The sequence below is a fragment of the Clavibacter zhangzhiyongii genome (assembly GCF_014775655.1).
Taxonomy (GTDB): domain Bacteria; phylum Actinomycetota; class Actinomycetes; order Actinomycetales; family Microbacteriaceae; genus Clavibacter; species Clavibacter zhangzhiyongii.
The window spans coordinates 1,439,618-1,461,929 of sequence record NZ_CP061274.1 but is presented as its reverse complement, the minus strand read 5'-3'; the positions used below and the strand labels follow the sequence as shown (position 1 = coordinate 1,461,929).

Sequence of the window (22,312 nt, the reverse complement as noted above, 5' to 3'; positions counted from 1 at the left end):
GTCTTCTCTGTCGCGGGCTCTAGGAGGTCTCGGTGCCGCCGCCGCCGACGACGTCGGTCGCCGACTCGCGGATGTGGTCGACGAAGCCGTACTCGAGGGCCTCCTGGGCGGTGAACCAGCGGTCGCGGTCGCCGTCCTCGTTGATCTGCTCGGCCGTCTTGCCGGTCTGGCCCGCGGTGATCTCGGCGAGGCGCTGCTTCATCGAGAGGATGAGCTGGGCCTGCGTCTGGATGTCGCTCGACGTGCCGCCGAAGCCGCCGTGGGGCTGGTGCAGCAGCACGCGCGCGTTCGGCGTGATGTAGCGCTTGCCCTTGGTGCCGCTCGTGAGGAGCAGCTGGCCCATGGACGCGGCCATGCCGATCCCGACGGTGACGATGTCGTTCGGGACGAACTGCATGGTGTCGTAGATGGCCATTCCCGCGGTGATGGAACCGCCGGGAGAGTTGATGTACAGGAAGATGTCCTTCTCGGAATCCTCCGCCGCCAGCAGCAGGATCTTCGCGCAGATCTCGTTCGCGTTGTCGTCGCGGACCTCGGATCCGAGCCAGATGATGCGGTCCTTCAGCAGTCGGTCAAAAACACCGGGTACCAGTGTCGGTTCGGCCATTGTTCGAGCTCCCATTCATTCGTCGCTTCGAGTCATGAATCTATCGGAGCGGATCCGCCCCTACGCCCGTGTTCGCCGCGGGCGGAGAGCGCAGCCGCCGCGGGCGGAGAGCGCAGCCGCCGCGGGCGGAGAGCGCAGCCGCCGCGGGCGGAGAGCGCAGCCGTCGCACGCACGAGGGCCCGGGGAGCTGATGCTCCCCGGGCCCTCGTGGTGTCGACCCGCCGCGGCGGATCGGCGGATGCGACTACTCGGAGTCGGCGGCCTTCTCGGCGGCCTTCTTCTTCGCGGGCGCCTTCTTCTTCGGCTTCTCGGCGGGCGCCTCCTCGGCGGCGGGGGCCTCAGCGGCCTCCTCCGCGGGGGCGTCGGCGACGACGGCCTCGGCGTCCGCGTCCGCGGGCTCCTCGGTGACGGCGTCCGCGTCGCGCACGACGGGCTGCGTGAACTCGGTGACGTCGACGACCTCGCCGTCGGCATCCACGACACGGGCCTTGTCGAGCACGACCGCGAGGGCCTTGTTGCGCGCGACCTCGCCGACCATGGCGGGGATCTGGTTGTTCTGCTGCAGCACCTGGACGAACTCGTTCGGCTCCATGTTGTACTGCTGCGCGCCCTGGATGAGGTACTGGGTCAGCTCGTCCTGGCTGACCTTCAGCTCCTCCTTCTCGGCGATGACGTCGAGGAGCAGCTGCTGGCGGAACGCCTTCTCGCTGGACTCCTTGACCTCGGCGCGGTGCACGTCGTCCTCGAGGCGGTTCTCGTTCTCGAGGTGGCGGTGCACCTCGTCCTCGACGAGCTTCTCGGGGACGGGGATCTCGACGGACTCGAGCAGCTTGTCGACGATCTGGTCGCGGGCCTGCGTGACCTGGCCGAAGACCTTGGACTTGCCGACCTGGACCTTGAGGTCCGCGCGCAGCTCGTCGATGGTGTCGAACTCGCTGGCGATCTGGGCGAAGTCGTCGTCGGCCTCGGGCAGCTCGCGCTCCTTGACGGACTGGACGGTGACGGCGATCTCCGCGGTCTCGCCCTCGTTGTCGCCGCCGAGCAGCTTCGACTCGAAGGTGGTGCTCTCGCCGGCGGTGAGGGACTCGAGGGCCTCGTCGATGCCGTCGATGAGGTCGCCCGAGCCGAGCTCGTAGGAGATGCCGCTCGCGGTGTCGACGGCGTTGCCGGCGATGGTGGCGGTGAGGTCGATCTGGACGAAGTCGCCCGTCTTCGCGGGGCGGTCGACCGTGATCAGCGTGCCGAAGCGGCTGCGGAGGCTGTCGAGCTCGGTGCCGACCTCGTCGTCGGTGACCTCGACGGAGTCCACCGTGAGCTCGAGGCCCTCGTAGGCGGGCATGTCGAACTCGGGGCGCACGTCGACCTCGATCTCGAGGAGCAGCTCGCCGGTGAGGTCCTTGCCGGGCCACTCCTTGACGTCCGCCTCGGGGCGGCCGAGGGGGCGGATGTCCGTCTCCTTGACGGCGGCCTGGTAGAAGCCGTCCATGCCGTCGTTGACGGCGTGCTCCAGCACGGCCTCGCGGCCGACGCGCTGGTCGATGATGGCGGGCGGCACCTTGCCCTTGCGGAAGCCGGGGATGTTGACCTGCTCGGCGATGTGGCCGTATGCGTGGTCGATGTGCGGCTTCAGGTCTTCGGGGGTGGCAGAGATCGCGAGCTTGACGCGCGTGGGGCTCAGCTTTTCGACCGTGGTCTTCACGTGTGGAGTTCTCCTGTAATCGCGGTACGCGCCTCGGCTGAGACGGCATTTCGTCGTCGGGGATGTGGTCGGGGCGACAGGACTCGAACCTGCGGTCTTCCGCTCCCAAAGCGGACGCGCTAGCCACTACGCTACGCCCCGGCTGCCACGCATTCCCTCGGTCGAGGCGGGCGCCGAGCCCCCATGACGTGCAGGCGCGCGGAAGCCGATCCGACCGTGGCACAGCCTATCCGACTCGTGCCGGGCGCTGGTCACCGGCGGCGGGAGGCTGCGCTACGCTGGATCCCGCGCATCCGGCGCACGTCCCATCGGGGGCGATGGTGCCGGCGTCGCGGGGATGTAGCTCAATGGTAGAGCCTCAGTCTTCCAAACTGATCACGCGGGTTCGATTCCCGTCATCCCCTCCATCGCGGCCACGCGGCTCCTCCCCAGCCCGTCCCGCCCTCCTCCTCCCCCGTTCGGGGAGACCGCGCGCGTCCCGCCCGTCGGCCCGGGTAGCTTCCTCCTCCGTGGATAGCCTGGGAGCTTCCGCAAGGAGCGAGCTCGGGGGGCGGCATGGTCGAGGACGACGCACGGGGATCGCGGATCGGCGCCCGGCCCTGGCCCGCACGCACCGACGACCTCCTGCGCACGGACCTGTGCCCGGCGTGCTTCGCGCCGCTCGGCGCGCTCGTCTGCGGGCGCTGCGGCGTCGACGTCCGGGCGCCCGAGGCGGCGGCCGTGCTCGAGGCGTCGCACCGCGTCGTCGACGCGGTCGCGGAGCGGGAGCGGCTGGTCGACGCCATGCGGCGATGGAGCCGAGCGGCCGCGGGTCCCGAGCGCGAGCCCGCACCGATGCTGCGTCCGGTGCCCGATGCCGCCGCCGCTCCGCCGCCGGCCGTGGAGCCGCCGTCGGTTGCCGCCAGCGCCCCGGCGGCGTCCGTCGCGCGGCGCGAGCCGGCGGGGTCCCGTGCGTCTGACGCCGCCGCCCACCCGACGGAGGAGCCGGTCGGGATCCCGCCGGCCGTGCGCCCGGATGCCGCGCCCGCGGCACCGCGGCGCCGCATCAGCGTCCCGGCCGTGCTGCTCGCCGTCGGCGTGGTCCTGCTCTCGGTCGCCGCCGTCTTCTACGTCGTCTACGCCTTCGTCACCTACGGGCTCGTCGTGCGGGCGGCCATCACCGCGGCCGTCACCCTCGCCGCCCTCACGGCTGCGGGCGTCCTCGCCCGGCGTCGACTGCCCGGCACGGCCGAGGCCGTGGGCCTCGTGGGCATCGTGCTGCTGCACCTCGACGTCTGGGCGGTGCGGTCCTACGACCTCGCGGGCGCGGCGTCGAACGACCCGTTCGTCCACTTCGGCGTCGGCACGCTCGTCGTCTCCGCGGCGCTCCTCGGCCTCCGGCGCCTGCTGCGGATCCGCGCGGCGGGCATCGCCGGCTGGGCGGGACTCCCCGTCGCGGCCGGCCTGCTGGTCGGCGCCGTCCCCTCCACGGACGCCGGGACCCGTGCGGCGCTCGCCCTCGCGGCGGCCTCCGCCGTCGCCCTCGTGCACGCGGCTCCGAGATCCGGCGCCCCCGCCCTGCCCGACCTCCTCGAGCGCGGGATCCTCCGGGTCGTGGGCGTCGTCGCCGCGACCGCGGCCGTCGTCGCCGGAGCCGCCAGCGCGGTCGACACCGACGCCGTGCCCGCGCTCCCCCTCCTGATCGCGGCCGTCGCCAGCGGCGCGCACGCATGGGCCCTCGCCCGGCCCGCGTCCCGCTCGCCCCGCGCCCTCGGCGACGCGGGCGCCGTCTCGGGCGGGCCGGTGGCCGGCGCGGACGTCGACGCGGCCGGAGACGCGCCGCAGCTCGCCGCCGGGGCCGACAGCAGCATCCCGGGCGCCGCGCCGCAGGACGCGGACGCGGCGTCGCCCGGGCCGCGGACGGATGCGCTGCGCGTCCTCGCCGCGGTGGTCGCCGGCGCGGGCGCGGCGGCCGCCCTCCCGGTGACGGCGCTCATGGGCGGACCGGCGCTCCTCACGCTCTGCGCGCAGCTCGTGGCCGCGGCGCTCGTGGCAGCCGCGCTCGACGTGGCGGCCCGACGGCTGCGGCACCCCGTCCTCGCCACGACAGCCCGGATCGCCGCGGTCGCCGCCCTCGTCGTCGCGTGCATCGCCGGGCTGCCCGCCGCGGTCGCCGGCCTCGGCGGCGTCACGGCCGCGCTGGTCGTCGGCATGTCCGCCTGGGAGCAGAGGCCGCTCGACGACCTGGTCGCGGTCCTCGGCCGGGCCAGCGACCTCCCCGACCTCACCGCGGATGTCCGCGCGGCCGTGCTCGGACTCGTCGCGGTGTGGATCCTCACCGCCGTGGCCTCTCTCGCGGGCCGACGCCTCGGGGTCCGCCGCCTCCTCCTCGCGTGGACAGGAGCGGCCACCGTCGTCGTGGCGGTCCCCGCCCTCGGGCCGGTCGTCGTCGTGGCCGGCGCGTACCTCGTCGTCTCCGCGGGCGCGCTCGCCTGGCGGCTCTCGTCGCGGGTGTCGCCGTCCTCCCCCGTCGGCGCGCCGTCGGGATCCCCCGCGGGCACGGCACCCGGCCTGCCCGCCGGTCGTCCCGCCGCCCCCGACGCCCCTCTCCTGGCGCTATCCATCGCGGCCGGCTGCCTCGCCTGGACGACGTCCTGGGCGAGCACGGGCACGTGGTGGGCGGTCACCCCCCTCGTGGTCCTGCTCCTCGTCGTCGGGTCCCGGACAGCGCGCACGGAGGACGCCGCGCGGCTCACCACGGCCGGGGCCGCGCTCGTGGGCCTCGTCGCCGCGGCCGCGCTCGCGCCGTCGCTCGCGCACGCCGGCGTCATCGGATCCCCGCCCCTGAGGGCCTCGCTCGGCGCGGGCGCGGACCCGGTCACGCTCCTCCTCCTGGGCTCCGCGCTGATCCTCCTCGTCGCCGGCATCCTCCGGGGGCGACCGGGCGTGCGACGGCGTGCACTGCTCGCGACCGCGCTCCTGCCCGCGTGCCTGACGGCCCTGCCCGTCGCGGTCGTCGGAGCGGATTACGCCGGGGGCGCGCTGACCGCGTCGCCGGCCTGGTCGACGGCCGCGCAGGCGGTCCTCGTCGTCGGCCTCGTGGCGTGGACGGTCGGCGGCGTCCGGCGCGTCGCCCTCCCCGCCCGCGCGCCCCGCGCCGACGACGAGACCGCCGCCCCACGGGCCGCCGGGACCACGGCCCTGCGTCGCTGGCGACTGACCACGGGCGGACTCGTGGCGCCGACGCTGCTGCTCGCCGTCCTGACCCCCGCCGCCCTCGTCGACCGCGGATCCACGCCGCACGGCGTCGTCCCCGCCGCGGTCGCCCTCGTCGTCGCCGCGGCCGCCCTCCTCGGCTACCGGCACGCGTCGCGCGCGCTGCGCGTCGCCCTCGACGTCGGCGCCGCCGTCGTGGTCGGCGGCGCGCTGATCGTCGCCGTCTCCGTCGATCCCACGCGCGCGGGTCGCGAGCTCCTGTGGATCCCGCTGCTCGTCGTCGCCGCCACGGCGCTGGTCCTGTCCGTCGCGCACGACGGGCTGCTCGTGTCCCGCAGCGCCCGCCGCGCGTGGGGGTGGACGGCGCTCGGCACGGGCATCGCGGCGCTGTGGTCGCGGCTGTTCGCGAGCGGCACCACCACGCCGGAGGCGTACTGGCTGCCCGTCGCCGGCGTCCTGCTCCTCGTCGCCGCGCTGATGCACCGCGCCGCGCTCCGCGCCGACGGCGGCGTCGGGGACGCGGCCGGGCCTCCCGTCCGGCGCGGCGTCGCCGCGCTGACGCTCGCGGGGATCCTCACCGCGGTCCTGCCGCTCGCCCCCGCGGGTCGGCCGGACGACGTGCTCCGGCCCGCCGTCCTCACCGGGATCTGCGCGGCCCTCGCCCTGGCAGCCGCCGCCGTGCTGCGCCGCGCGCCGTCCGGCGTCCGCCCGCTGCTGCGCGCCGTCGTGATCGGCGGCGGCATCGGGCTCCTGGTCGTCGGCGCCGTGCGGGCGCTGCGGCTCTCCGCGGAGCCCGCCCGCGAGCCGGCCGTCGACCTCCAGCTGGTGGTCACGGCGGCGGTCCTCGCGGCGGTCGGCGCACTCGTCCTCCGCGGCGCGCGCGATCCCGCGGACCCTCGGATCGCGGGATCCGCCTGGTCGGCCACCACCGCGCTCGTGGCCGTCGTGATGCTCGCGTCGGTGGGCTCCGGCGAGGGCGTCGTCCGCCCGCTCGTCGCCAGCGTGGCGCTCGTCGCGGGCGCCGCGGCGCTCCTCGTGCTCCGCTCCGTGCACCGGCGCGTGCTCGCGGCGTCCGCGGCCGTCGCCCTGCTCGGTGCCGTGGTCGTGGCGCTCCTCGCCTGGCGCGGCGGGCACGCGCCGTCCGAACCGGCCGCGCTGGCCGTCCCCGCGATCGTCGCCGTGCTGGTCAGCGTGGTCGGCGCCGCCGACCGCCTCCGGAACCCGCGGCCGGCATCCGTCCCGGGTCCGGCCTCCGTCCCGATGCCCGATCCCGGCGCCCTGGACGGCCTCGTCCGGCACGCCGCGGACGTGGCCGCGTGCGTGCTCGTCGTCGGAACGGCCGCGCTCGGCGCGGCCACCGACGGCGCCGGGCTCCCCGTCGCCCTCCTCCTCTCGAGCGTGGCCGTGCTCGTCGCCTCCTCGGGGCCGGGGTCCCGCAGGCGGCGCCTCATGGGCTGGGTCGCCCTGGCCCTCGGGTCCGCCGCCCTGTGGGTCGCGCTCGGGCGCGCCTCCGTCGACGCCGTGGAGCCCTACGTCCTGCCGCCGGCCGGGGTCATGCTCGCGGTGGCCGCCCTCCTCCACCGCGGGTTCCCCGGTCGGCGACGATCCGCCCCGTCCTCGGGCGCGGAGCGGGCATCCGGCGCCGCGCCCGTCCTCCTCGGCGCCCTGCTCCTCGCGGCCCTGCCCACGGCCGTCGCCTCGTGGACGGGGATCCCCGTGCGGGCGCTGGTGGTCGGCGGCGTGGCGGCGGTCGTGCTGCTCCTGACGGCCGCCGCCCTGCGCGACCTCGACGCTGGATCCCCGTCGCGCCCCCTGCTCCACGCGACCGCGGCGGCGTCCGGTCTCGCCGTCCCCCTCGTCGGCCTCGGGAGGACCGTCGCCCAGCTGGACGGCTACGGGCCCGCCACGTTCGGACGGACGGAGTCCTGGACGCTCGCCGCGGCCCTCGTCCTCGTGCTCGCCGTCGCCCTCGTCCCGGCGCGTGCGGCCGGCCGCTCCCGCGACGGCGCCGACGCCGACGCCGACGCGCCGCGGGACCCGGCTCGTCGCATGGACGCCTCCGCGCTCGACGTGCTCGACCGGGCACCCCGCGTCGCCGTGCTCATCGCGGCCGTCGGGGCGGGAGCGGTGGGGAGCGCCGCGATCCTCCGTGCGCACGCGGAGCGGATGGACGGCGTCGGCGTGCGCTCGGCCCTCCTCGTCGCCCTCGTCGCCGCGCTCCACGTCGCCTGCTCGCCGTCCGCACCGGCCGCCACGAGAACGACCGCCGGGGGACCAGCCGCGCCGGCCACGGGCATCCCCGCCACCCGTCCCCCGCTCCACGACCGGGTCCTCGCCCTCGCGGCGCTCGTCGTCGGCGCGCTGGTCGCCGCGGTGCTCGTCACCTCGGGGGCGGCGGATCCCGTGGAGACCGTCACGGTGCCGATCGCGGCGGCGCTCCTCGTCGTGGGCGCCCGACGCCTCGTGCACGACCCGTCCGCCGGCAGCATGCGGCACCTCACCCCCGGGCTCCTCGTCCTCCTCGTCCCGCCGCTCCTCGCCGACCTCGGGCCGAGCCCGGCGTGGCGCATCGTGGGCCTCGGGATCCTGGCGCTCGCCACGCTGCTCGCCGGAGCGCGCCTGAGGCTCCGCGCGCCCTTCCTCATCGGCGGGGGCGTCCTCGTCGTGCACGCCCTCGCCCAGCTCTGGCCGTGGATCCGCGAGGCGTCGGCCACCGTCCCCTGGTGGGCGTGGGCCGGCGTCGGCGGCGTCGTCCTCATCGCCGTCGCGGCCCGCTACGAGCGGCGGATCCGCGACGTCAAGGAGGTGGCGGCTCGCGTCTCGGCGCTCCGCTGATCCGCAGCCGCGCCCGGGCCGGCACCCGGTAAGCCATGCCTCAGCTTGCTTGCGGGCGGCGGCAGGATGCGCGAGATTGACGGCATCGTCCGCAGCCCGCAGACCCGTCCCGCCCCTCGAGGAGAGAACCCATGACCGACACCGTCCACGTCCCCACCAGCTCCGCCTCGGCCGACGTCGCCGCCGGCGTCGCGCAGTTCCTCAGCCCCGTCGTCGTCAACCTCCAGGCCCTCGCCGTCAACGGCAAGCAGGCGCACTGGCACGTCCGCGGCGCCAACTTCATCGGCGTGCACGAGTTCTTCGACGTGCTCGTCTCCCACGCGCAGGGCTGGGCCGACACGGCCGCCGAACGCGTCGTCGCCCTCGGCCTGCCGATCGACGCCCGCATCGAGACGGTCGCCGCCGCCACGACCACCGCGCCGCTCACGCCCGGCTTCCGCCAGTCGAGCGCCACGATCGCCGAGGTCATCGCGCAGATCGACGCGACGATGGAGCTCGTCAACCGCGCGGTGCAGGAGCTCGGCGAGATCGACGTCAACAGCCAGGACGTCGCCATCGAGATCGCCCGTGGGCTCGAGAAGGACCGCTGGTTCCTCTTCGCCCACATCAGCGAGTAGCGCCGCCCGCAGCACACGCCGCCGACGGTCGAGGGGCCCGGATCCGATCGGATCCGGGCCCCTCCGTCATCCCGGCGCCGAGTCGCAGCCGGCGCACCGCCGGCCCGGCACCGCCCCTCGGGCCCGCCGGAGCATCACGCCTGGCAGTACGGGCACCAGTAGAGCTTCCGCCCCGCGGCCTCCTCCATCACGACGTTCGTCCCGCACACGCGGCACGGCAGGCCCTCGCGGTGGTACACCCAGTGCCGGTCCGCGCGGTTGCGGAGCGCGGCCTCGAGCTTCCTGCCGCGCAGCCCGTCCATGGTCATCATCTGCCCGACCTCGACGCCCTTGCGGAGCAGCTTCGACCAGTCCTTCCAGAGGCCGCGCACGACGTCCTCGGGCACGTCGCGTCCCGGCGTGTGCGGGTTCTGGCGCGCGCGGAACAGCAGCTCGGCGCGGTACACGTTGCCGATGCCGCTCACGACGGCCTGGTCCATGAGCAGCAGGCCGATGGCCGTGGGCTTCCTCCGCACGGTCGCCGTGAAGCGGTCCTCCGAGCGCTTCCCGCCGTCCACGAGGGGATCCGGACCGAGCTTGTCGATGGCCTGCTGCACCTCATCGGGGCTCGCGACGACGCACGCGGTCGGGCCCCGGAGATCCGCCACGGCGCGCTCGGTGAGCAGCCGCACGCGCACCTGGCCCACCGGCTCGGGCGGCCACGCCTCGGCGGAGAACGGATCGTGCACCTTCTCCTGCTCCGCCATGCGCAGTCGCGCCCGGCGGGGAGCGCCGATGCTGGCGAGCGAGTCCTCCGCGTCGGAGTCGACCGGAGCGTCGTCGACGCGCTCGTCGACGGGGACGTCCCCGCGCATGCCGTTCTGGCCCATCCGGTTGAGCGTCGTCACGTCGCCCGCGAAGTCCCACGCCCCGTAGAGCCCGAGGTGCACGCGGAGCCAGACGTCGTCGTCGAACTCGAGGAACATCTGCTTGCCCACGGCCTTCGCGGCGATCAGGCGCCGGCCGTCGAGCACGGCGGCGCCCTCCGCGAACCGACCCTGGGGCGATGACGCCCGCACGACGTCGCCGACGAAGTGCGCCTCGAACTGCTTCGCGATCCGGTGGATCGAATGCCCCTCGGGCACGGCGGCCTAGTCGGTGACGGGGTGACCCACGATGGCCCCCGTCGTCTCGTACTCGGCGAGCTGCGCGATGCGGCGCGCGTGCCGCTCCTCGCCGGAGAACGGCTCGGCGATGAACGCGTCGATGAAGGCCGTGGCCTCCTCGACGGTGTGCTGGCGGGCGCCGATGGAGATCACGTTGGCGTCGTTGTGCTGCCGCGCGAGGACCGCGGTCGACAGGTTCCAGACGAGCGCCGCGCGCACGCCCTCGACCTTGTTGGCCGCGATCTGCTCGCCGTTGCCCGACCCGCCGAAGACCACGCCGAGCGACGTGGCGCCCTCCCGCTGGTCGGCGACGACGGCGCGGGCCGCGCGGATGCAGAACGACGGGTAGTCGTCGAGCGCGTCGTACGCGGTCGGCCCGTGGTCCACGACGTCGTGCCCGGCGTCGGTCAGATGGTCGGTGAGGTACCTCGAGAAGTCGAGGCCCGCGTGGTCGGTCGCGATGTGGATGCGCATCGGTGCACTCCTCCTGCCGCGCGTCGCGGCGTCGTGCCCGCGGCGCGGGCGTGTCGCGCGCGAGGCGGCCGACGCCCGAGGGCCGCCGGCCGCCGCGTCCGCGACGGGTGATGGATCAGTCGAAGATCGGGCCCACGGTGCGCGAGCGCTTGATCTCGAAGAAGCCGGGGTAGGCGGCCACCGCCACGACGCCATCCCAGAGCCGCACGGCCTCCTCGCCCTTCGGCGCGGGCGAGATGACGGGCCCGAAGAACGCGACCCCGTCGACGGAGATGACGGGCGTGCCGACGTCCTGACCGACGCGCTCGATGCCGTCGAAGTGGCTGGCGCGCATCGGCTCGTCGTACCGGTCAGTGCGGCTGGTCTCGGCGAGCTCCGCGGGGAGGCCGAGCTCGGCGAGGACCTCGGGGATGACGACGTCAGCGTCCTTCTGGTCGCGGAGGTGGATCCGGGTGCCGAGCGCGTCGTACAGCGGCTTGACGTGCGGGGCGCCGTGCTCGGCCTCGACGGCGGCGACGAGGCGCGTGAAGCGGAGCGCGCGCGGGAGGAAGGCGGCGAAGCCCGGGTCGTCCGCCTTGTCCTCGTTGAGGACGGCGAGGCTCATGACGTGCCAGGTGATGTCGAGGTCCCGGTGGCGGGCGACCTCGTCGACCCAGCGGGAGGTCATCCACGCCCAGGGGCAGGAGGGGTCGAACCAGAACTCGACGGCGGTCGTGCGGGGGCTGCTCTGTACGTCGGACATGCCGCCAGCCTAGGTCAGCCGACGGAATAGGATCGGCTCCGAAAGCGGCGCCGCTCCGCCCCGGCACCCCCGGTCCCCGACCGCCCGGTGCCACCTCCCGCGAGGCGCGTCCGCACGCACGGCCCACCCACCTCACGGACGAGCAGGAGCACCATGCCAGGAGAGAACCTCACCCGCGTCGAGGCCGAGGAGCGCGCCGCGCTCCTCGACGTGTCCGAGTACGACGTGACGCTCGACCTCACCCGCGGAGCCGAGGTGTTCGGATCCACCACGACCGTGCGCTTCACGGCCACGGCGGGCGCGTCCACCTTCATCGACGCGATCACCCGCACCGTGCACGCGGTGACCCTCAACGGCCGCGAGCTCGACCCCGCCGACGTCAGAGACGGCGTGCGCATCCGCCTCGACGACCTCGCGCAGGAGAACGAGCTGACGGTCGTGGCCGACGCGATGTACACGAACACGGGCGAGGGCCTGCACCGCTTCGTGGATCCCGTCGACGACGAGGTCTACCTGTACTCGCAGTTCGAGGTGCCGGACTCGCGCCGCATGTTCGCGGTGTTCGAGCAGCCCGACCTCAAGGCCGTCTTCCGCTTCACGGTCACGGCGCCCGCGCACTGGGAGGTCGTGTCGAACTCCCCGACGCCCGCCCCCACGGCCGCCGCGGACGGCGCCTCCACCTGGACCTTCGAGCCGACGCTCCGCATGTCCAGCTACATCACCGCTCTCATCGCGGGCCCCTACGGCGTCGTCCGCAGCGAGCTCACCTCGAGCGACGGCCGCACCATCCCCCTCGGCGTCTTCGCGCGGAAGTCGCTCATGGAGCACCTCGACGCCGACTACGTCTTCGAGAAGACCCGCGAGGGCTTCGCGTTCTACGAGGAGCGCTTCGCGTACCCGTACCCGTTCCCGAAGTACGACCAGCTCTTCGTCCCGGAGTTCAACGCCGGCGCGATGGAGAACGCGGGCGCCGTCACGTTCGTGGAGAGCTACGTCTTCCGCTCCAAGGTCACCGACGCGGTGAAGGAGCGCCGGGTCACGACGATCCTGCACGAGCTGGCGCACATGTGGTTCGGCGACCTCGTCACCATGAAGTGGTGGGACGACCTGTGGCTCAACGAGTCCTTCGCCACCTACATCTCGACCCTGGCCACGGCCGAGGGCACCGAGTGGACGGGCGCCTGGACCACCTTCAACGCCGGCGAGAAGTCGTGGGCCTACAACCAGGACCAACTGCCGAGCACGCACCCCGTCTACGCGACCATCAACGACCTGGAGGACGTGCAGGTCAACTTCGACGGGATCACGTACGCCAAGGGCGCCTCGGTGCTCCGTCAGCTCGTCGCCTACGTCGGCCAGGACGAGTTCCTCGCGGGGGTCGCGGCGTACTTCCAGCGCCACGCGTTCGGCAACTCCACGCTCCGCGACTTCACCTCCGAGCTCGAGGGCACGAGCGGCCGCGACCTCGAGCGCTGGACCGACCTGTGGCTGAAGACCTCCGGCGTCAACACCCTCCGCCCGGAGATCGAGACCGACGAGGACGGCGTCATCACGTCGTTCGCCGTGCTGCAGGAGGCGGCGGCGGACTACCCGACGCTCCGCCCGCACCGCCTCGCGATCGGCTTCTACGAGCTCCGCGACGCGCACCTGGTGCGCACGGAGCGCTTCGAGCTCGACGTGGACGGCGACCGCACCGAGGTCGCCGAGCTCGTCGGCCGCCAGCGCCCGGCGCTCGTGCTGCTCAACGACGACGACCTCACCTACGCGAAGGTCCGCCTCGACGCCGCGTCGCTCGAGGTCGCGATGCGCCACCTGGCCGCGTTCGAGGACTCGCTCGCCCGCTCGCTCGTGTTCGCCTCCGTATGGGACGCGACGCGCGACGGCGAGATCCGCGCCCGCGACTACGCGCGCCTGGTGCTCGACAACGTCGCCACCGAGGACGAGTCGACGGCCCTCCGCTATGCGCTCGCGCAGCTCACGGTGGCCGCGTCGTCGTACTCGGCGCCCGACCACCGCGACGAGCTGCTCGCGACGGTCGCGGCCGAGCTGTGGGCGCTCACGGCGCAGGCGGCGCCCGGATCCGACAACCAGTTCCAGTTCCTCCGCACCTTCGCGCAGGTCGCGTCCGAGCCCGCGCAGCTCGACCACGTGCAGGCGCTGCTCGACGGCACGGAGACGCTCGAGGGCGTCGAGATCGACGCGGACCTCCGCTGGGAGCTGCTGACCGCGCTCGTCGCGGGCGGTCGCGCCGGCACGCCGGAGATCGACGCGGCCCTCGAGGCGGACCGCACGGCGACGGGCGCGCAGTCCGCCGCGCAGGCGCGCGCCGCGCTGCCGACCGCGGAGGGCAAGCGCGCGGCGTGGGCGTCGGTGTGGGAGGCCGACACCGCGCCGAACACGATCGTCCGCACCACGGGCCTCGGCTTCCGCCGGGCCGCGGACACCGAGCTGCTGCGTCCCTACGTCGGCGCCTACTTCGACGCGCTGCAGGGCGTGTGGGAGTCCCGGAGCTACGCCATCGCGGCGGCGCTCATCGGCGGCTTCTACCCGTCGCCGCTGGCGGACGCCGAGCTCCGCGACGCGACCGTGGCCTGGCTCGACGCGAACCCGGAGCCGCCGGCGCTGCGCCGCCTCGTCAGCGAGCTGCTGTCGGGCGTGGAGCGGGCGCTGCGGGCGCAGGCGAAGGACGCCGAGTAGCAGCACCCGCAGGATCCCGACGGGGACGGTCGCGCACGCGGCCGTCCCCGTCGGCGTCTCCGCGGGAGCCCGGGCGAGCGCCCGGGCGAGCGCCGGCCCTGGCCTCCCGACGGGCCCTCGCGGGCCCGCGCGCGGATCCAGGATCGGCTCGGGAGCCCGCCGCTACACTCGTCCGGATGACCACCCCTCCCCTCCTCCCCCTCGGAAGCGCGTCGCGATGGACCTGAGCATGGTGTGCTGCGGCGACGGCTCGTTCTTCTCCACCTGGGGCGTGCTGATCCAGGTCGTCTCGATCGTCGTCGGCGCGTTCATCGCCCGGTGGATCCTGCTCGTGGTGATCCGCAACACCGTCGACCAGATCGTCTCCGGCGTCAAGAAGCGCCAGAACGTCGACGACACGCAGTCGATCCAGGCGTCCCCGCTCACCGCCGTTCGCGTGGTGCAGCGGACGCGGACGCTCGGCAGCGTCCTCAGCAACATCACCACCGTCGTCATCGTCGTGATCGCCCTCTCGCTCGCGATCACCGCGATCAACCCGGACATCCTCAGCTCCCTCGCCCTGCTCACCGCCGCCCTCGGCGCGGGCCTCGGCTTCGGCGCCCAGAACATCGTCAAGGACATCCTCAACGGCCTGTTCATGGTCGTGGAGGACCAGCTCGGCGTCGGCGACGTCGTCGACGTGGGGCCGGCGACGGGCGTCGTCGAGACCGTCGGCATCCGCATCACGACCCTCCGTGACGTGAACGGCACGCTCTGGTTCGTCCGCAACGGCGAGATCCTCCGCGTCGGCAACATGTCGCAGGGTTGGGCCCGCGTCGTCATCGACCTCGCGGTCCCCTACGACACCGACGTGCAGGCGGTGCAGGAGCGCATGCTCGCCACCGCGACCGAGCTCGCGAGCACGCCGAAGTGGCGCTCGCGCATCGTCGAGAAGCCGGAGCTGTGGGGCATCGAGTCGATCGCCGAGTCGGCCGTCGTCATCCGCGTCGTCGTGAAGACCCGCAGCAACGCCCGGGACGACGTGTCCCGCGAGCTCCGCGGTCGGCTCAAGGCGGCCCTCGACCAGATGGGCGTCACCCTGCCCTCGCTGTCCGCCGTCGTGCTCACCGGGTTCGACAGCGCGGCCAGCGTCGGCGGTGCGCACCCGCCTCGCACCGCGTCCACGCCCGTGCAGCCGTCCGGCTCCCCCGCCCCGCGCAAGCGCACCGGGCGCAAGCTCGTCCACCGCCACCCCGACGACAAGTCCGCCGGCACGAGCGACGGCACGACCGCAGGCACGACCGCCCCGGTCGTCCGCGGAGCGGCGGGCTCGCGGCCCGACCCCCGCGCGACCCAGATGATCCCCGCGCAGGACCCCGCCGACGCCCGCGCCGCGGACGAGGACGAGGTCACGGCCACCTGGACCGTGCCCGACGCGACGGACGCGGAGGCCGGGTCGCCGGACGACGCTCCCACGACGCCGCCACGCGCATCGCGGCAGCCGCGCGCACCGCGGAAGCCCACGACGCCGCCCGAGGGGTCCTGATGCCCGACCTGCTCGCCAACTCGTTCTACGACGACGTCGGCGGACGACCCACCTTCGAGAAGCTGGTCCGCGAGTTCTACCGCGGCGTCGCCGAGGACCCGGTGCTCGTGGCGATGTACCCGGAGGAGGACCTCGAGGGCGCGATCCAGCGCCTCACGGGCTTCCTCGAGCAGTACTGGGGCGGGCCCACGACGTACAGCGACGAGCGCGGCCACCCGCGCCTGCGGATGCGGCACATGCCGTTCCGCGTCAACCCCGACGCCCGCGACCGCTGGCTCGCGCACATGCGCGTGGCCGTCGACGCGCTCGACCTGTCGCCGATGCACGAGGCGCAGCTCTGGGACTACCTCGAGCGGGCCGCGCACGCGATGGTGAACACCTTCGACGAGTCCTGATGCGCGTGGTCCGTGCCCGACGCGGATCCGTCGGCGATGCGGCCCCCTGCTACAGGCGCCGGACGAGCACGTGCCCGCGCGGGGTGGTGAGGCGCGTCCACGTACCGGCCCGGAACACCGCGGCGGGTGCCTCCCGGTCGTCCTCGGCCGCGTCCGGCGCCGGATCCGGCCCGAGGAACCCGAGGCTGTAGGCGGCGAAGGCCCCGCCGGCGAGGACGTCGGGTGCGCCCTCCACCGCGCGCCCCCACACCTCGCCGCGCACGCGGGAGACGATCTGCTCGCCGATCCCCGTCGGCACCGCGGCCGCCACCTCGTCGATGCCGGCGCGCGCGGCCCGGCGCAGGGCAGCGGCGGGCACGTCGGCGACGCGCTCCCAGCCGGCGCGCGGCGGGGAGATGCCCGCCCAGGGCGCGGTGGCCGTGTCCGGCGGCACCAGCACGCCGACGGGCTCGCCCGGGGATCCGGTCGCGGGTCCCTCGAGGCGCGCCAGCCGGTCGAGCAGCGCGCGGATCGGCACCACGCTGTCCACCGGCGCCTGCGTCTCCGCCGCGAAGGTGCGGAGCCCGAGGACGGTGGGCGCGCGGTCGAGGAGGCCGGCCGGCTGCAGCACGGAGGTGTAGACGGCGAGCACTCCCCCGGATCCGATGAGGCGCACGGCCCCGTCGTCGACGCGGGCGGAGCGGCCGAGGAAGGTCTGCAGATCGCCGAGGGCGAGCGCGTCCCGGAGGGCGAAGGAGGGCGTCATGGCCTGTCTAAGCTACTGGATGCGCCCACGCGTTCCGCCGGGCGCCCGACCGCCCGAGGTCGGCCCGCCAGGCGGAGGACCCATGACCGACCACGCATCCGACACCCCGGCCGACGGCCCGCTCGCCGGCCTCCTCACGGCCCTCGACCTCACCGACACCGGCGCCCGCACGAGCGAGGACATCTCCACCGGCCCCTCGCAGTGGATGCCCATGGGCCGCGTCTTCGGCGGCCAGGTCCTCGCGCAGTCGCTCGTGGCCGCCATGCGCACCACCGGACCGGATCGCCGACCGCACAGCATGCACGGCTACTTCCTGCGCCCCGGCGACGTCACCAAGCCGATCACCTTCTCGGTCGACCGCATCCACGACGGCCGCTCGTTCTCCACGCGCCGTACGCAGGCCTACCAGGACGGCCGGCCGATCCTCTCGATGATCGCGTCCTTCCAGGACGCCGACGAGGGCCTCGAGCACCAGGCGCCCATGCCCGAGGGGATCCCGGAGCCCGAGAGCCTGCCGAGCGCGCGCGACGTCCTGTCCCGCATCGACCACCCCGTCGCGAAGCACTGGGCCAACGACCGCCCGTTCGACATGCGGCACGTGGAGCAGCCCGTCTACTTCGGCGCCGCCGAGGAGCGCGTCGCCCACCAGGCCGTCTGGATCCGCGCCATCGGCCGCCTCCCCGACGACCCCGCGGTGCACCTGGCCTCGATGGCCTACGCGAGCGACTACTCGATCCTCGAGTCCATCTACCGTCGCCACGGGCTCTCGTGGGCGACGCCCGGCATCAAGACCGCGAGCCTCGACCACGCGATGTGGTTCCACCGCCCCGGCCGCGCCGACGAGTGGATGCTCTACGTGCAGGAGTCGACGAGCGCGCAGGGCGGTCGCGGCCTGTCCCTGGGGCGCATCTACTCGCGCGACGGCGTGCTGCTGGCGAGCGTCGCCCAGGAGGGCATGGTGCGGGTGCCGTCGGAGGCGCAGGGCTGACCCGCGACCCGGACCGCTCGCTCAGCCGCGGCGGCTGAACGCCACGGGCTCCTCGACGTAGTCCGCCCACGCGGCGCGCTCGTCGTCGGTGATCCGACGCGGGCGGCCCCTCGCGGAGTCCACCAGCACGATGGTCGTCGACGCGCGCGCGTACAGCTCCGACGGCTCGACGCCCGCGGGTGAGCGGAGCTCATAGCAGGCCTCGAGGCTCGATCCGCCGAGGCGCCCGAGCCACACCTGCACGTCGAGCGGCCGACGCCCGTACGAGATCGGCCGGAGGTACTCGACCTCCTGCCGCGCGATCATCGTCATCGTGGCCGCGCCCGCGGAGGCGTCGATGAGCGCCATGCCCGGATCCACGCCGTCGCCGTCGGCGTCCCAGCGCCAGAACGCGCGGACGCGCGCCTCCTCGAGGAGACGCAGCACCTCCACGTTGTTGACGTGGTCGTAGGCGTCGAGGTCGGCCCACCGGAGGTGGACGGGGACGTGGACCCGGGTCATCGGATCAGTCGCGCGTGAGCTTGCGGTACGCGGAGCGGTGCGGCTTCGCCGCGTCCGGGCCGAGTCGCTCGACCTTGTTCTCCTCGTACGCCTGGAAGTTCCCCTCGAACCAGTACCAGTTGGCCGGGTCCTCCTCCGTGCCCTCGTACGACAGGATGTGGGTCGCGATCCGGTCGAGGAACCACCGGTCGTGGGTGATGACCACGGCGCAACCGGGGAACTCGAGGAGCGCGTTCTCCAGGCTGCCGAGCGTCTCGACGTCCAGGTCGTTGGTGGGCTCGTCGAGGAGCAGCAGGTTGCCGCCCTGCTTGAGCGTCAGCGCGAGGTTGAGGCGGTTGCGCTCTCCACCGGAGAGGATGCCGGCCTTCTTCTGCTGGTCCGGTCCCTTGAACCCGAAGGTGGAGACGTAGGCGCGCGCGGGCACCTCCTGCTTCCCGACCTGGATGTAGTCCTGCCCGTCGGAGACGACCTCGAACAAAGACTTCTCGGGGTCGATGCCGCCGCGGCTCTGGTCGACGTAGGAGATGTCGACCGTGTCGCCGATCCGCAGGTCCCCGCTGTCGAGCGGCTCGAACCCGACGATGGTCTTGAACAGCGTGGTCTTGCCGACGCCGTTCGGGCCGATGACGCCGACGATGCCGTTGCGGGGCAGCGTGAACGAGAGGTCGTCGATGAGGACGCGCTCGCCGAACTGCTTGTGCAGCTTCGACGCATCGATGACCTGCGAGCCGAGGCGCGGGCCGACGGGGATCTGGATCTCCTCGAAGTCCAGCTTCCTCGTGCGCTCCGCCTCGGTCACCATCTCCTCGTAGCGCGCGAGGCGCGCCTTCGACTTGGCCTGACGGCCCTTGGCGTTGCTCCGGACCCAGTCGAGCTCCTCCGCGAGGCGCTTGGAGAGCTTCGCGTCCTTCTTGCCCTGGACGCTGAGGCGCTCCTGCTTCTTCTCGAGGTAGGTCGAGTAGTTGCCCTCGTACGGGTAGAGGCGCCCGCGGTCGACCTCGGCGATCCACTCGGCCACGTGGTCGAGGAAGTACCGGTCGTGGGTCACGGCGAGGACGGCGCCCGGGTACTTGGAGAGGTGCTGCTCGAGCCAGAGCACGCTCTCGGCGTCGAGGTGGTTGGTGGGCTCGTCGAGGAGCAGCAGGTCGGGCTTCTGGAGCAGCAGCTTGCAGAGCGCGACGCGGCGCTTCTCGCCGCCGGAGAGGTTGGCGACCGAGGCGTCTCCCGGCGGGGTGCGGAGCGCGTCCATCGCCTGCTCGAGCTGCGAGTCGAGGTCCCACGCGTCGGCGGCGTCGATGGCCTCCTGCAGCGTGCCCATCTCGGCGAGCAGCGTGTCGAAGTCGGCGTCGGGCTCGGCCATGGCCGCCGAGATCTCGTTGAAGCGGTCGATCTGCGCCTTGATCGGGCCGACGCCCTCCTGGACGTTCTCGAGGACGGTCTTCGACTCGTCGAGCTCGGGCTCCTGCATGAGGATGCCGACCGAGTAGCCGGGCGAGAGCTTAGCCTCGCCGTTGCTGGGCGTGTCGAGGCCCGCCATGATCTTGAGGATCGTGGACTTCCCCGCGCCGTTCGGTCCGACGACGCCGATCTTGGCGCCGGGGATGAACGACATGGTGACGTCGTCGAGGATCAGCTTGTCGCCGACCGCCTTCCGGGCGCGGACCATCGAGTAGATGTATTCAGCCATGGCCCGAGTCTATTCAGTGCCGCCGGTGCCCGGATGCCGCCGGGCGCAGGCGCGGGGCCCGAGTCACCAGTCGATGGTGCGGGTCTGCCCGACGAGGCAGCGGCCCGACGCGAGGGCCGGCTCCACGTGGGCGGTGAAGCCGTCCTGCGCGCGCTGCCCGATGAGGCACGCGTCCGTCAGGTGCACCGACACGAGGATCGAGTCGACCGAGTTGCCGAGGGGCGTGCGGTCGGCCGTGACCTCCATGCGGTCCTTGGGGTAGCCGGCCGCGACGAGGGCGTCGACGAGGGCGCGGCCCTGGGCGTTCGGGTCGCCGGCGACCACCGCCGCGGCCGTCGCCTCGAACGCGGGCAGGTTCGCCTCGGCCGTGCCGGCGGGATCGACGGTGGGCGCGGCCGAGGGCGTGGGCTCCGCGTCGGGGCTGGGGGCCACCGCGGAGGGCGTCGGCTCGGTGGGCGCGGGCGCCTGCGTGCACGCGGACAGGAGGAGCGCGCCGAGGAGGGCGGGCGCCGCGAGGGCGCGGGTGGCGCGGATCACGCGGCGGAGCCGTCCGCGCGGCCCGGGGCGGGCTCGGGGGCGGAGGGGATGGCCAGGTCGTCGCCGTCGGCGCTCCCCCGGCCGTGGTCGAGGGAGGAGGGGCTCATGTCGGCGAGGATATCCCGGGCGATGGCCTCGAGCTGGGAGGTCTGCTCGTCGGTGAGCGGGTCGAACACCGTGCGGAGGACCTCCTCCGCATGTCCGGGGGCCGCCGCCTCCAGGGTCGCGCGGCCCTCGTCGGTGAGCTCGGCGAGCAGGCTCCTCCCGTCGCGGGGGGACCTGGTGCGGCGCACCCACCCCAGCTGCTCGAGCCGGGTGACGGCGTGCGAGGTGCGGCTCGCCGACGCCTGGAGGGCGCGCGCGAGCACGCTCATGGGGAGCGCGCCGGACTCCGCCTCCGACAGGCGGACGAGGATCATGTAGTACGCGTGGGGCATCCCCGCGTCGCGCAGGAGCTCGCGCTCGATCCGCTCGCTCACGTGGTTCAGCGCGACGATGACCGTCCGCCAGGCGCGCTGCTGATCCGGCTCGAGCCACCGGGGGGATCCGCTCATGGTGCGATCCTAGGCTCCGGCGGGAGCCCGCTGCCCGCCGAGGCGACGCGGCGGACGAGCAGCGCGTCGGCGACGAGCTCCACCGCGTCATCCGCCGGGAGGCCTCCGCGCCGCGCCGCCAGCCGGCCCTGCACGACGACCTCGGCGCCCGTCGTCAGGGACGAGGCCGCGGCGACGGCACCGGGGCCCATGCACACGGCGACGATCCCCTCGCCGACATCGCGCGCGTCGTGCCCGGGCGCGCCGACCACGACGGTCGCGACCTCCCACCCCTCGGCGGTGCGGATGCGACGCGGCGGACGCAGCACGTGCCCGTGCAGCGTGACCGCCGTCGTGATCCCGACCGGCTCGTCCTCGCCCTCGCGCGCCCTTCGCACCGGAACCCCTCCCCGTGGCCCGACGGCCGCCCGCGCATCATGCGCGTGGAGCCGAGGCGGGAGGAGGAGGCCGCGCCGCGCCGGGCCGTCGACGGCCGATCCGCGCCCTGGGGAGGGACCGCGGTCGCCGGTCAGTGCTCGGTGAACTCCACGTCGCCGCCCTGGCCCGCGCGCAGGGCGGCCTTCGCGATCTCGAGGGTCGGGTACGTGCCGGCGACGACGCCGCGGTGCAGCGACCGCACCTCGTAGCCGTCCTCGTGGGAGTGGATCGAGGCCAGGGCGCCCGTCGCGCCGAAGGCGACCCAGGTCTTGCCCGCCGTGCGCGGGATGCCGCTCGTGCTCGTGCTGGTGGTCATCGACATCGTCGTCGTCTCTCCTCCCCGGGCTCCGTCGCCCGGACGTGCCGATGGTACGCCGACGCCCCGCGGCCGTACAGGCCGCGGGGCGTCGAGGAGGGGTGGATCAGGCGGCGCGCACGTACTGCGCGAACGACTTCCGCACCTTGTTGACCTTGGGCACGGCGACCGCGTTGCAGTAGCCCTGGCCGGGGTTCTTCGCGAAGAAGTCCTGGTGGTAGTCCTCCGCGTCGTACCACGTGCCGACGGGCTCGATGGTCGTGACGGCCGTGCCGTCCCACAGCTCGCCGGCGCGCGCGATGGCGTCGCGGAAGAGCTGCTCCTGCTCGGCGTCCGCGGGGAACATGGCCGAGCGGTACTGCGTGCCGACGTCGGCGCCCTGGCGGTTGAGCTGGCGCGGGTCGTGCAGCGTGAAGAACACGTCGAGGATCACGTCGGCGGGGATGACCTCCTCGTCGAAGACCACCTTCACCGCCTCGGCGTGCCCGGTCGCGCCCGTGCACACGGCGTCGTAGGAGGGGTGGGCGGTGTGCCCGCCGATGTATCCGGAGATGACGTCGTGGACGCCGTCGAGGGTGCGGTAGACCGCATCGAGGCACCAGAAGCAGCCGCCGGCGAGGATGAATGTCTGCATGA

General features: G+C 74.0%; 19 protein-coding genes and 2 tRNA genes. 7 read left to right on the top strand and 14 right to left on the bottom strand.

The window, feature by feature from the left end; all coding sequences use genetic code 11:
- Positions 1 to 19: 19 nt before the first annotated feature.
- The 3 genes from H9X71_RS06995 to H9X71_RS06985 form a co-directional block, all read right to left on the bottom strand.
- A complete protein-coding gene (locus H9X71_RS06995) occupies positions 20 to 607 on the bottom strand; it encodes an ATP-dependent Clp protease proteolytic subunit (RefSeq protein ID WP_012038150.1) in 588 nt (195 codons plus the stop codon).
- 244 nt (positions 608 to 851) lie between these two features.
- Entirely contained in the window at positions 852 to 2,306 is a 1,455-nt protein-coding gene (gene tig, locus H9X71_RS06990) for a trigger factor (protein WP_191148937.1), read from the bottom strand.
- A 65-nt stretch (positions 2,307 to 2,371) separates the two neighbouring features.
- Positions 2,372 to 2,447: transfer RNA gene (locus H9X71_RS06985), tRNA-Pro, on the bottom strand.
- A 192-nt stretch (positions 2,448 to 2,639) separates the two neighbouring features.
- On the opposite strand from H9X71_RS06985, the gene H9X71_RS06980 reads away from it, so the two are divergent.
- The 3 genes from H9X71_RS06980 (at position 2,640) to H9X71_RS06970 (ending at position 8,953) form a co-directional block, all read left to right on the top strand.
- Positions 2,640 to 2,713, top strand: a tRNA-Gly gene (locus tag H9X71_RS06980).
- Positions 2,714 to 2,861: 148 nt separating this feature from the next.
- Positions 2,862 to 8,336, top strand: a complete 5,475-nt coding sequence (locus H9X71_RS06975; protein ID WP_191148936.1) for an SCO7613 C-terminal domain-containing membrane protein — start codon at positions 2,862 to 2,864, stop codon at positions 8,334 to 8,336.
- 131 nt (positions 8,337 to 8,467) lie between these two features.
- Positions 8,468 to 8,953, top strand: a complete 486-nt coding sequence (locus H9X71_RS06970; RefSeq protein ID WP_191148935.1) for a Dps family protein — start codon at positions 8,468 to 8,470, stop codon at positions 8,951 to 8,953.
- Positions 8,954 to 9,087: 134 nt separating this feature from the next.
- Here H9X71_RS06970 and H9X71_RS06965 read toward each other — a convergent pair whose 3' ends face one another.
- The 3 genes from H9X71_RS06965 to H9X71_RS06955 all read right to left on the bottom strand — a co-directional run bounded on the left by H9X71_RS06965 (position 9,088) and on the right by H9X71_RS06955 (position 11,314).
- Entirely contained in the window at positions 9,088 to 10,077 is a 990-nt protein-coding gene (locus H9X71_RS06965; protein WP_191148934.1) for an Fpg/Nei family DNA glycosylase, read from the bottom strand.
- A 6-nt stretch (positions 10,078 to 10,083) separates the two neighbouring features.
- Entirely contained in the window at positions 10,084 to 10,572 is a 489-nt protein-coding gene (locus tag H9X71_RS06960) for a ribose-5-phosphate isomerase (protein WP_191148933.1), read from the bottom strand.
- Between the two features lie 115 nt (positions 10,573 to 10,687).
- Complete coding sequence (locus H9X71_RS06955; RefSeq protein WP_191148932.1) at positions 10,688 to 11,314, bottom strand: mycothiol-dependent nitroreductase Rv2466c family protein; 627 nt, start codon at positions 11,312 to 11,314, stop codon at positions 10,688 to 10,690.
- 153 nt (positions 11,315 to 11,467) lie between these two features.
- On the opposite strand from H9X71_RS06955, the gene pepN reads away from it, so the two are divergent.
- The 3 genes from pepN (at position 11,468) to H9X71_RS06940 (ending at position 15,931) form a co-directional block, all read left to right on the top strand.
- Positions 11,468 to 14,011: an aminopeptidase N gene (pepN, locus tag H9X71_RS06950; protein WP_191148931.1), complete on the top strand. Its 2,544-nt coding sequence runs from the start codon at positions 11,468 to 11,470 to the stop codon at positions 14,009 to 14,011.
- Between the two features lie 217 nt (positions 14,012 to 14,228).
- Positions 14,229 to 15,536 (top strand): mechanosensitive ion channel family protein, encoded by a 1,308-nt coding sequence (locus tag H9X71_RS06945; RefSeq protein WP_191148930.1) that lies wholly within the window; start codon positions 14,229 to 14,231, stop codon positions 15,534 to 15,536.
- On the top strand, positions 15,536 to 15,931 hold the full coding sequence (locus tag H9X71_RS06940; RefSeq protein WP_191148929.1) for a globin: 396 nt from the start codon (positions 15,536 to 15,538) through the stop codon (positions 15,929 to 15,931). The genes H9X71_RS06945 and H9X71_RS06940 overlap by 1 nt, the downstream gene beginning before the upstream one ends.
- A 49-nt stretch (positions 15,932 to 15,980) precedes the next feature.
- On the opposite strand, the gene H9X71_RS06935 is transcribed toward H9X71_RS06940, so the two are convergent.
- Positions 15,981 to 16,676, bottom strand: a complete 696-nt coding sequence (locus H9X71_RS06935) for a DUF8185 domain-containing protein (protein ID WP_191148928.1) — start codon at positions 16,674 to 16,676, stop codon at positions 15,981 to 15,983.
- Between the two features lie 82 nt (positions 16,677 to 16,758).
- On the opposite strand from H9X71_RS06935, the gene H9X71_RS06930 reads away from it, so the two are divergent.
- Positions 16,759 to 17,664 (top strand): acyl-CoA thioesterase, encoded by a 906-nt coding sequence (locus H9X71_RS06930; RefSeq protein ID WP_191148927.1) that lies wholly within the window; start codon positions 16,759 to 16,761, stop codon positions 17,662 to 17,664.
- A 21-nt stretch (positions 17,665 to 17,685) separates the two neighbouring features.
- On the opposite strand, the gene H9X71_RS06925 is transcribed toward H9X71_RS06930, so the two are convergent.
- From H9X71_RS06925 to msrA, 7 genes are all read right to left on the bottom strand, one after another.
- Complete coding sequence (locus H9X71_RS06925) at positions 17,686 to 18,165, bottom strand: acyl-CoA thioesterase (protein WP_191148926.1); 480 nt, start codon at positions 18,163 to 18,165, stop codon at positions 17,686 to 17,688.
- Positions 18,166 to 18,169: 4 nt separating this feature from the next.
- The gene (gene ettA / locus H9X71_RS06920; RefSeq protein WP_191148925.1) at positions 18,170 to 19,852 is read right to left on the bottom strand and encodes an energy-dependent translational throttle protein EttA; all 1,683 of its coding nucleotides are present in this window, start codon (positions 19,850 to 19,852) and stop codon (positions 18,170 to 18,172) included.
- Between the two features lie 63 nt (positions 19,853 to 19,915).
- On the bottom strand, positions 19,916 to 20,389 hold the full coding sequence (locus H9X71_RS06915) for a DUF6993 domain-containing protein (protein ID WP_191148924.1): 474 nt from the start codon (positions 20,387 to 20,389) through the stop codon (positions 19,916 to 19,918).
- Positions 20,386 to 20,943 carry a MarR family winged helix-turn-helix transcriptional regulator gene (locus tag H9X71_RS06910; RefSeq protein ID WP_191148923.1) on the bottom strand — a complete coding sequence of 186 codons (558 nt, stop codon included), beginning with the start codon at positions 20,941 to 20,943 and terminating at the stop codon, positions 20,386 to 20,388. Before H9X71_RS06910 ends, H9X71_RS06915 begins: the two co-directional genes overlap by 4 nt.
- The gene (locus tag H9X71_RS06905; protein ID WP_191148922.1) at positions 20,940 to 21,320 is read right to left on the bottom strand and encodes a hypothetical protein; all 381 of its coding nucleotides are present in this window, start codon (positions 21,318 to 21,320) and stop codon (positions 20,940 to 20,942) included. Before H9X71_RS06905 ends, H9X71_RS06910 begins: the two co-directional genes overlap by 4 nt.
- Positions 21,321 to 21,451: 131 nt before the next feature.
- Complete coding sequence (locus tag H9X71_RS06900) at positions 21,452 to 21,676, bottom strand: hypothetical protein (RefSeq protein ID WP_244961875.1); 225 nt, start codon at positions 21,674 to 21,676, stop codon at positions 21,452 to 21,454.
- A gap of 106 nt (positions 21,677 to 21,782) precedes the next feature.
- Positions 21,783 to 22,310, bottom strand: coding sequence for a peptide-methionine (S)-S-oxide reductase MsrA (gene msrA / locus H9X71_RS06895; RefSeq protein ID WP_191148920.1), 528 nt, complete (start codon positions 22,308 to 22,310; stop codon positions 21,783 to 21,785).
- Between the last annotated feature and the right edge of the window lie 2 nt (positions 22,311 to 22,312).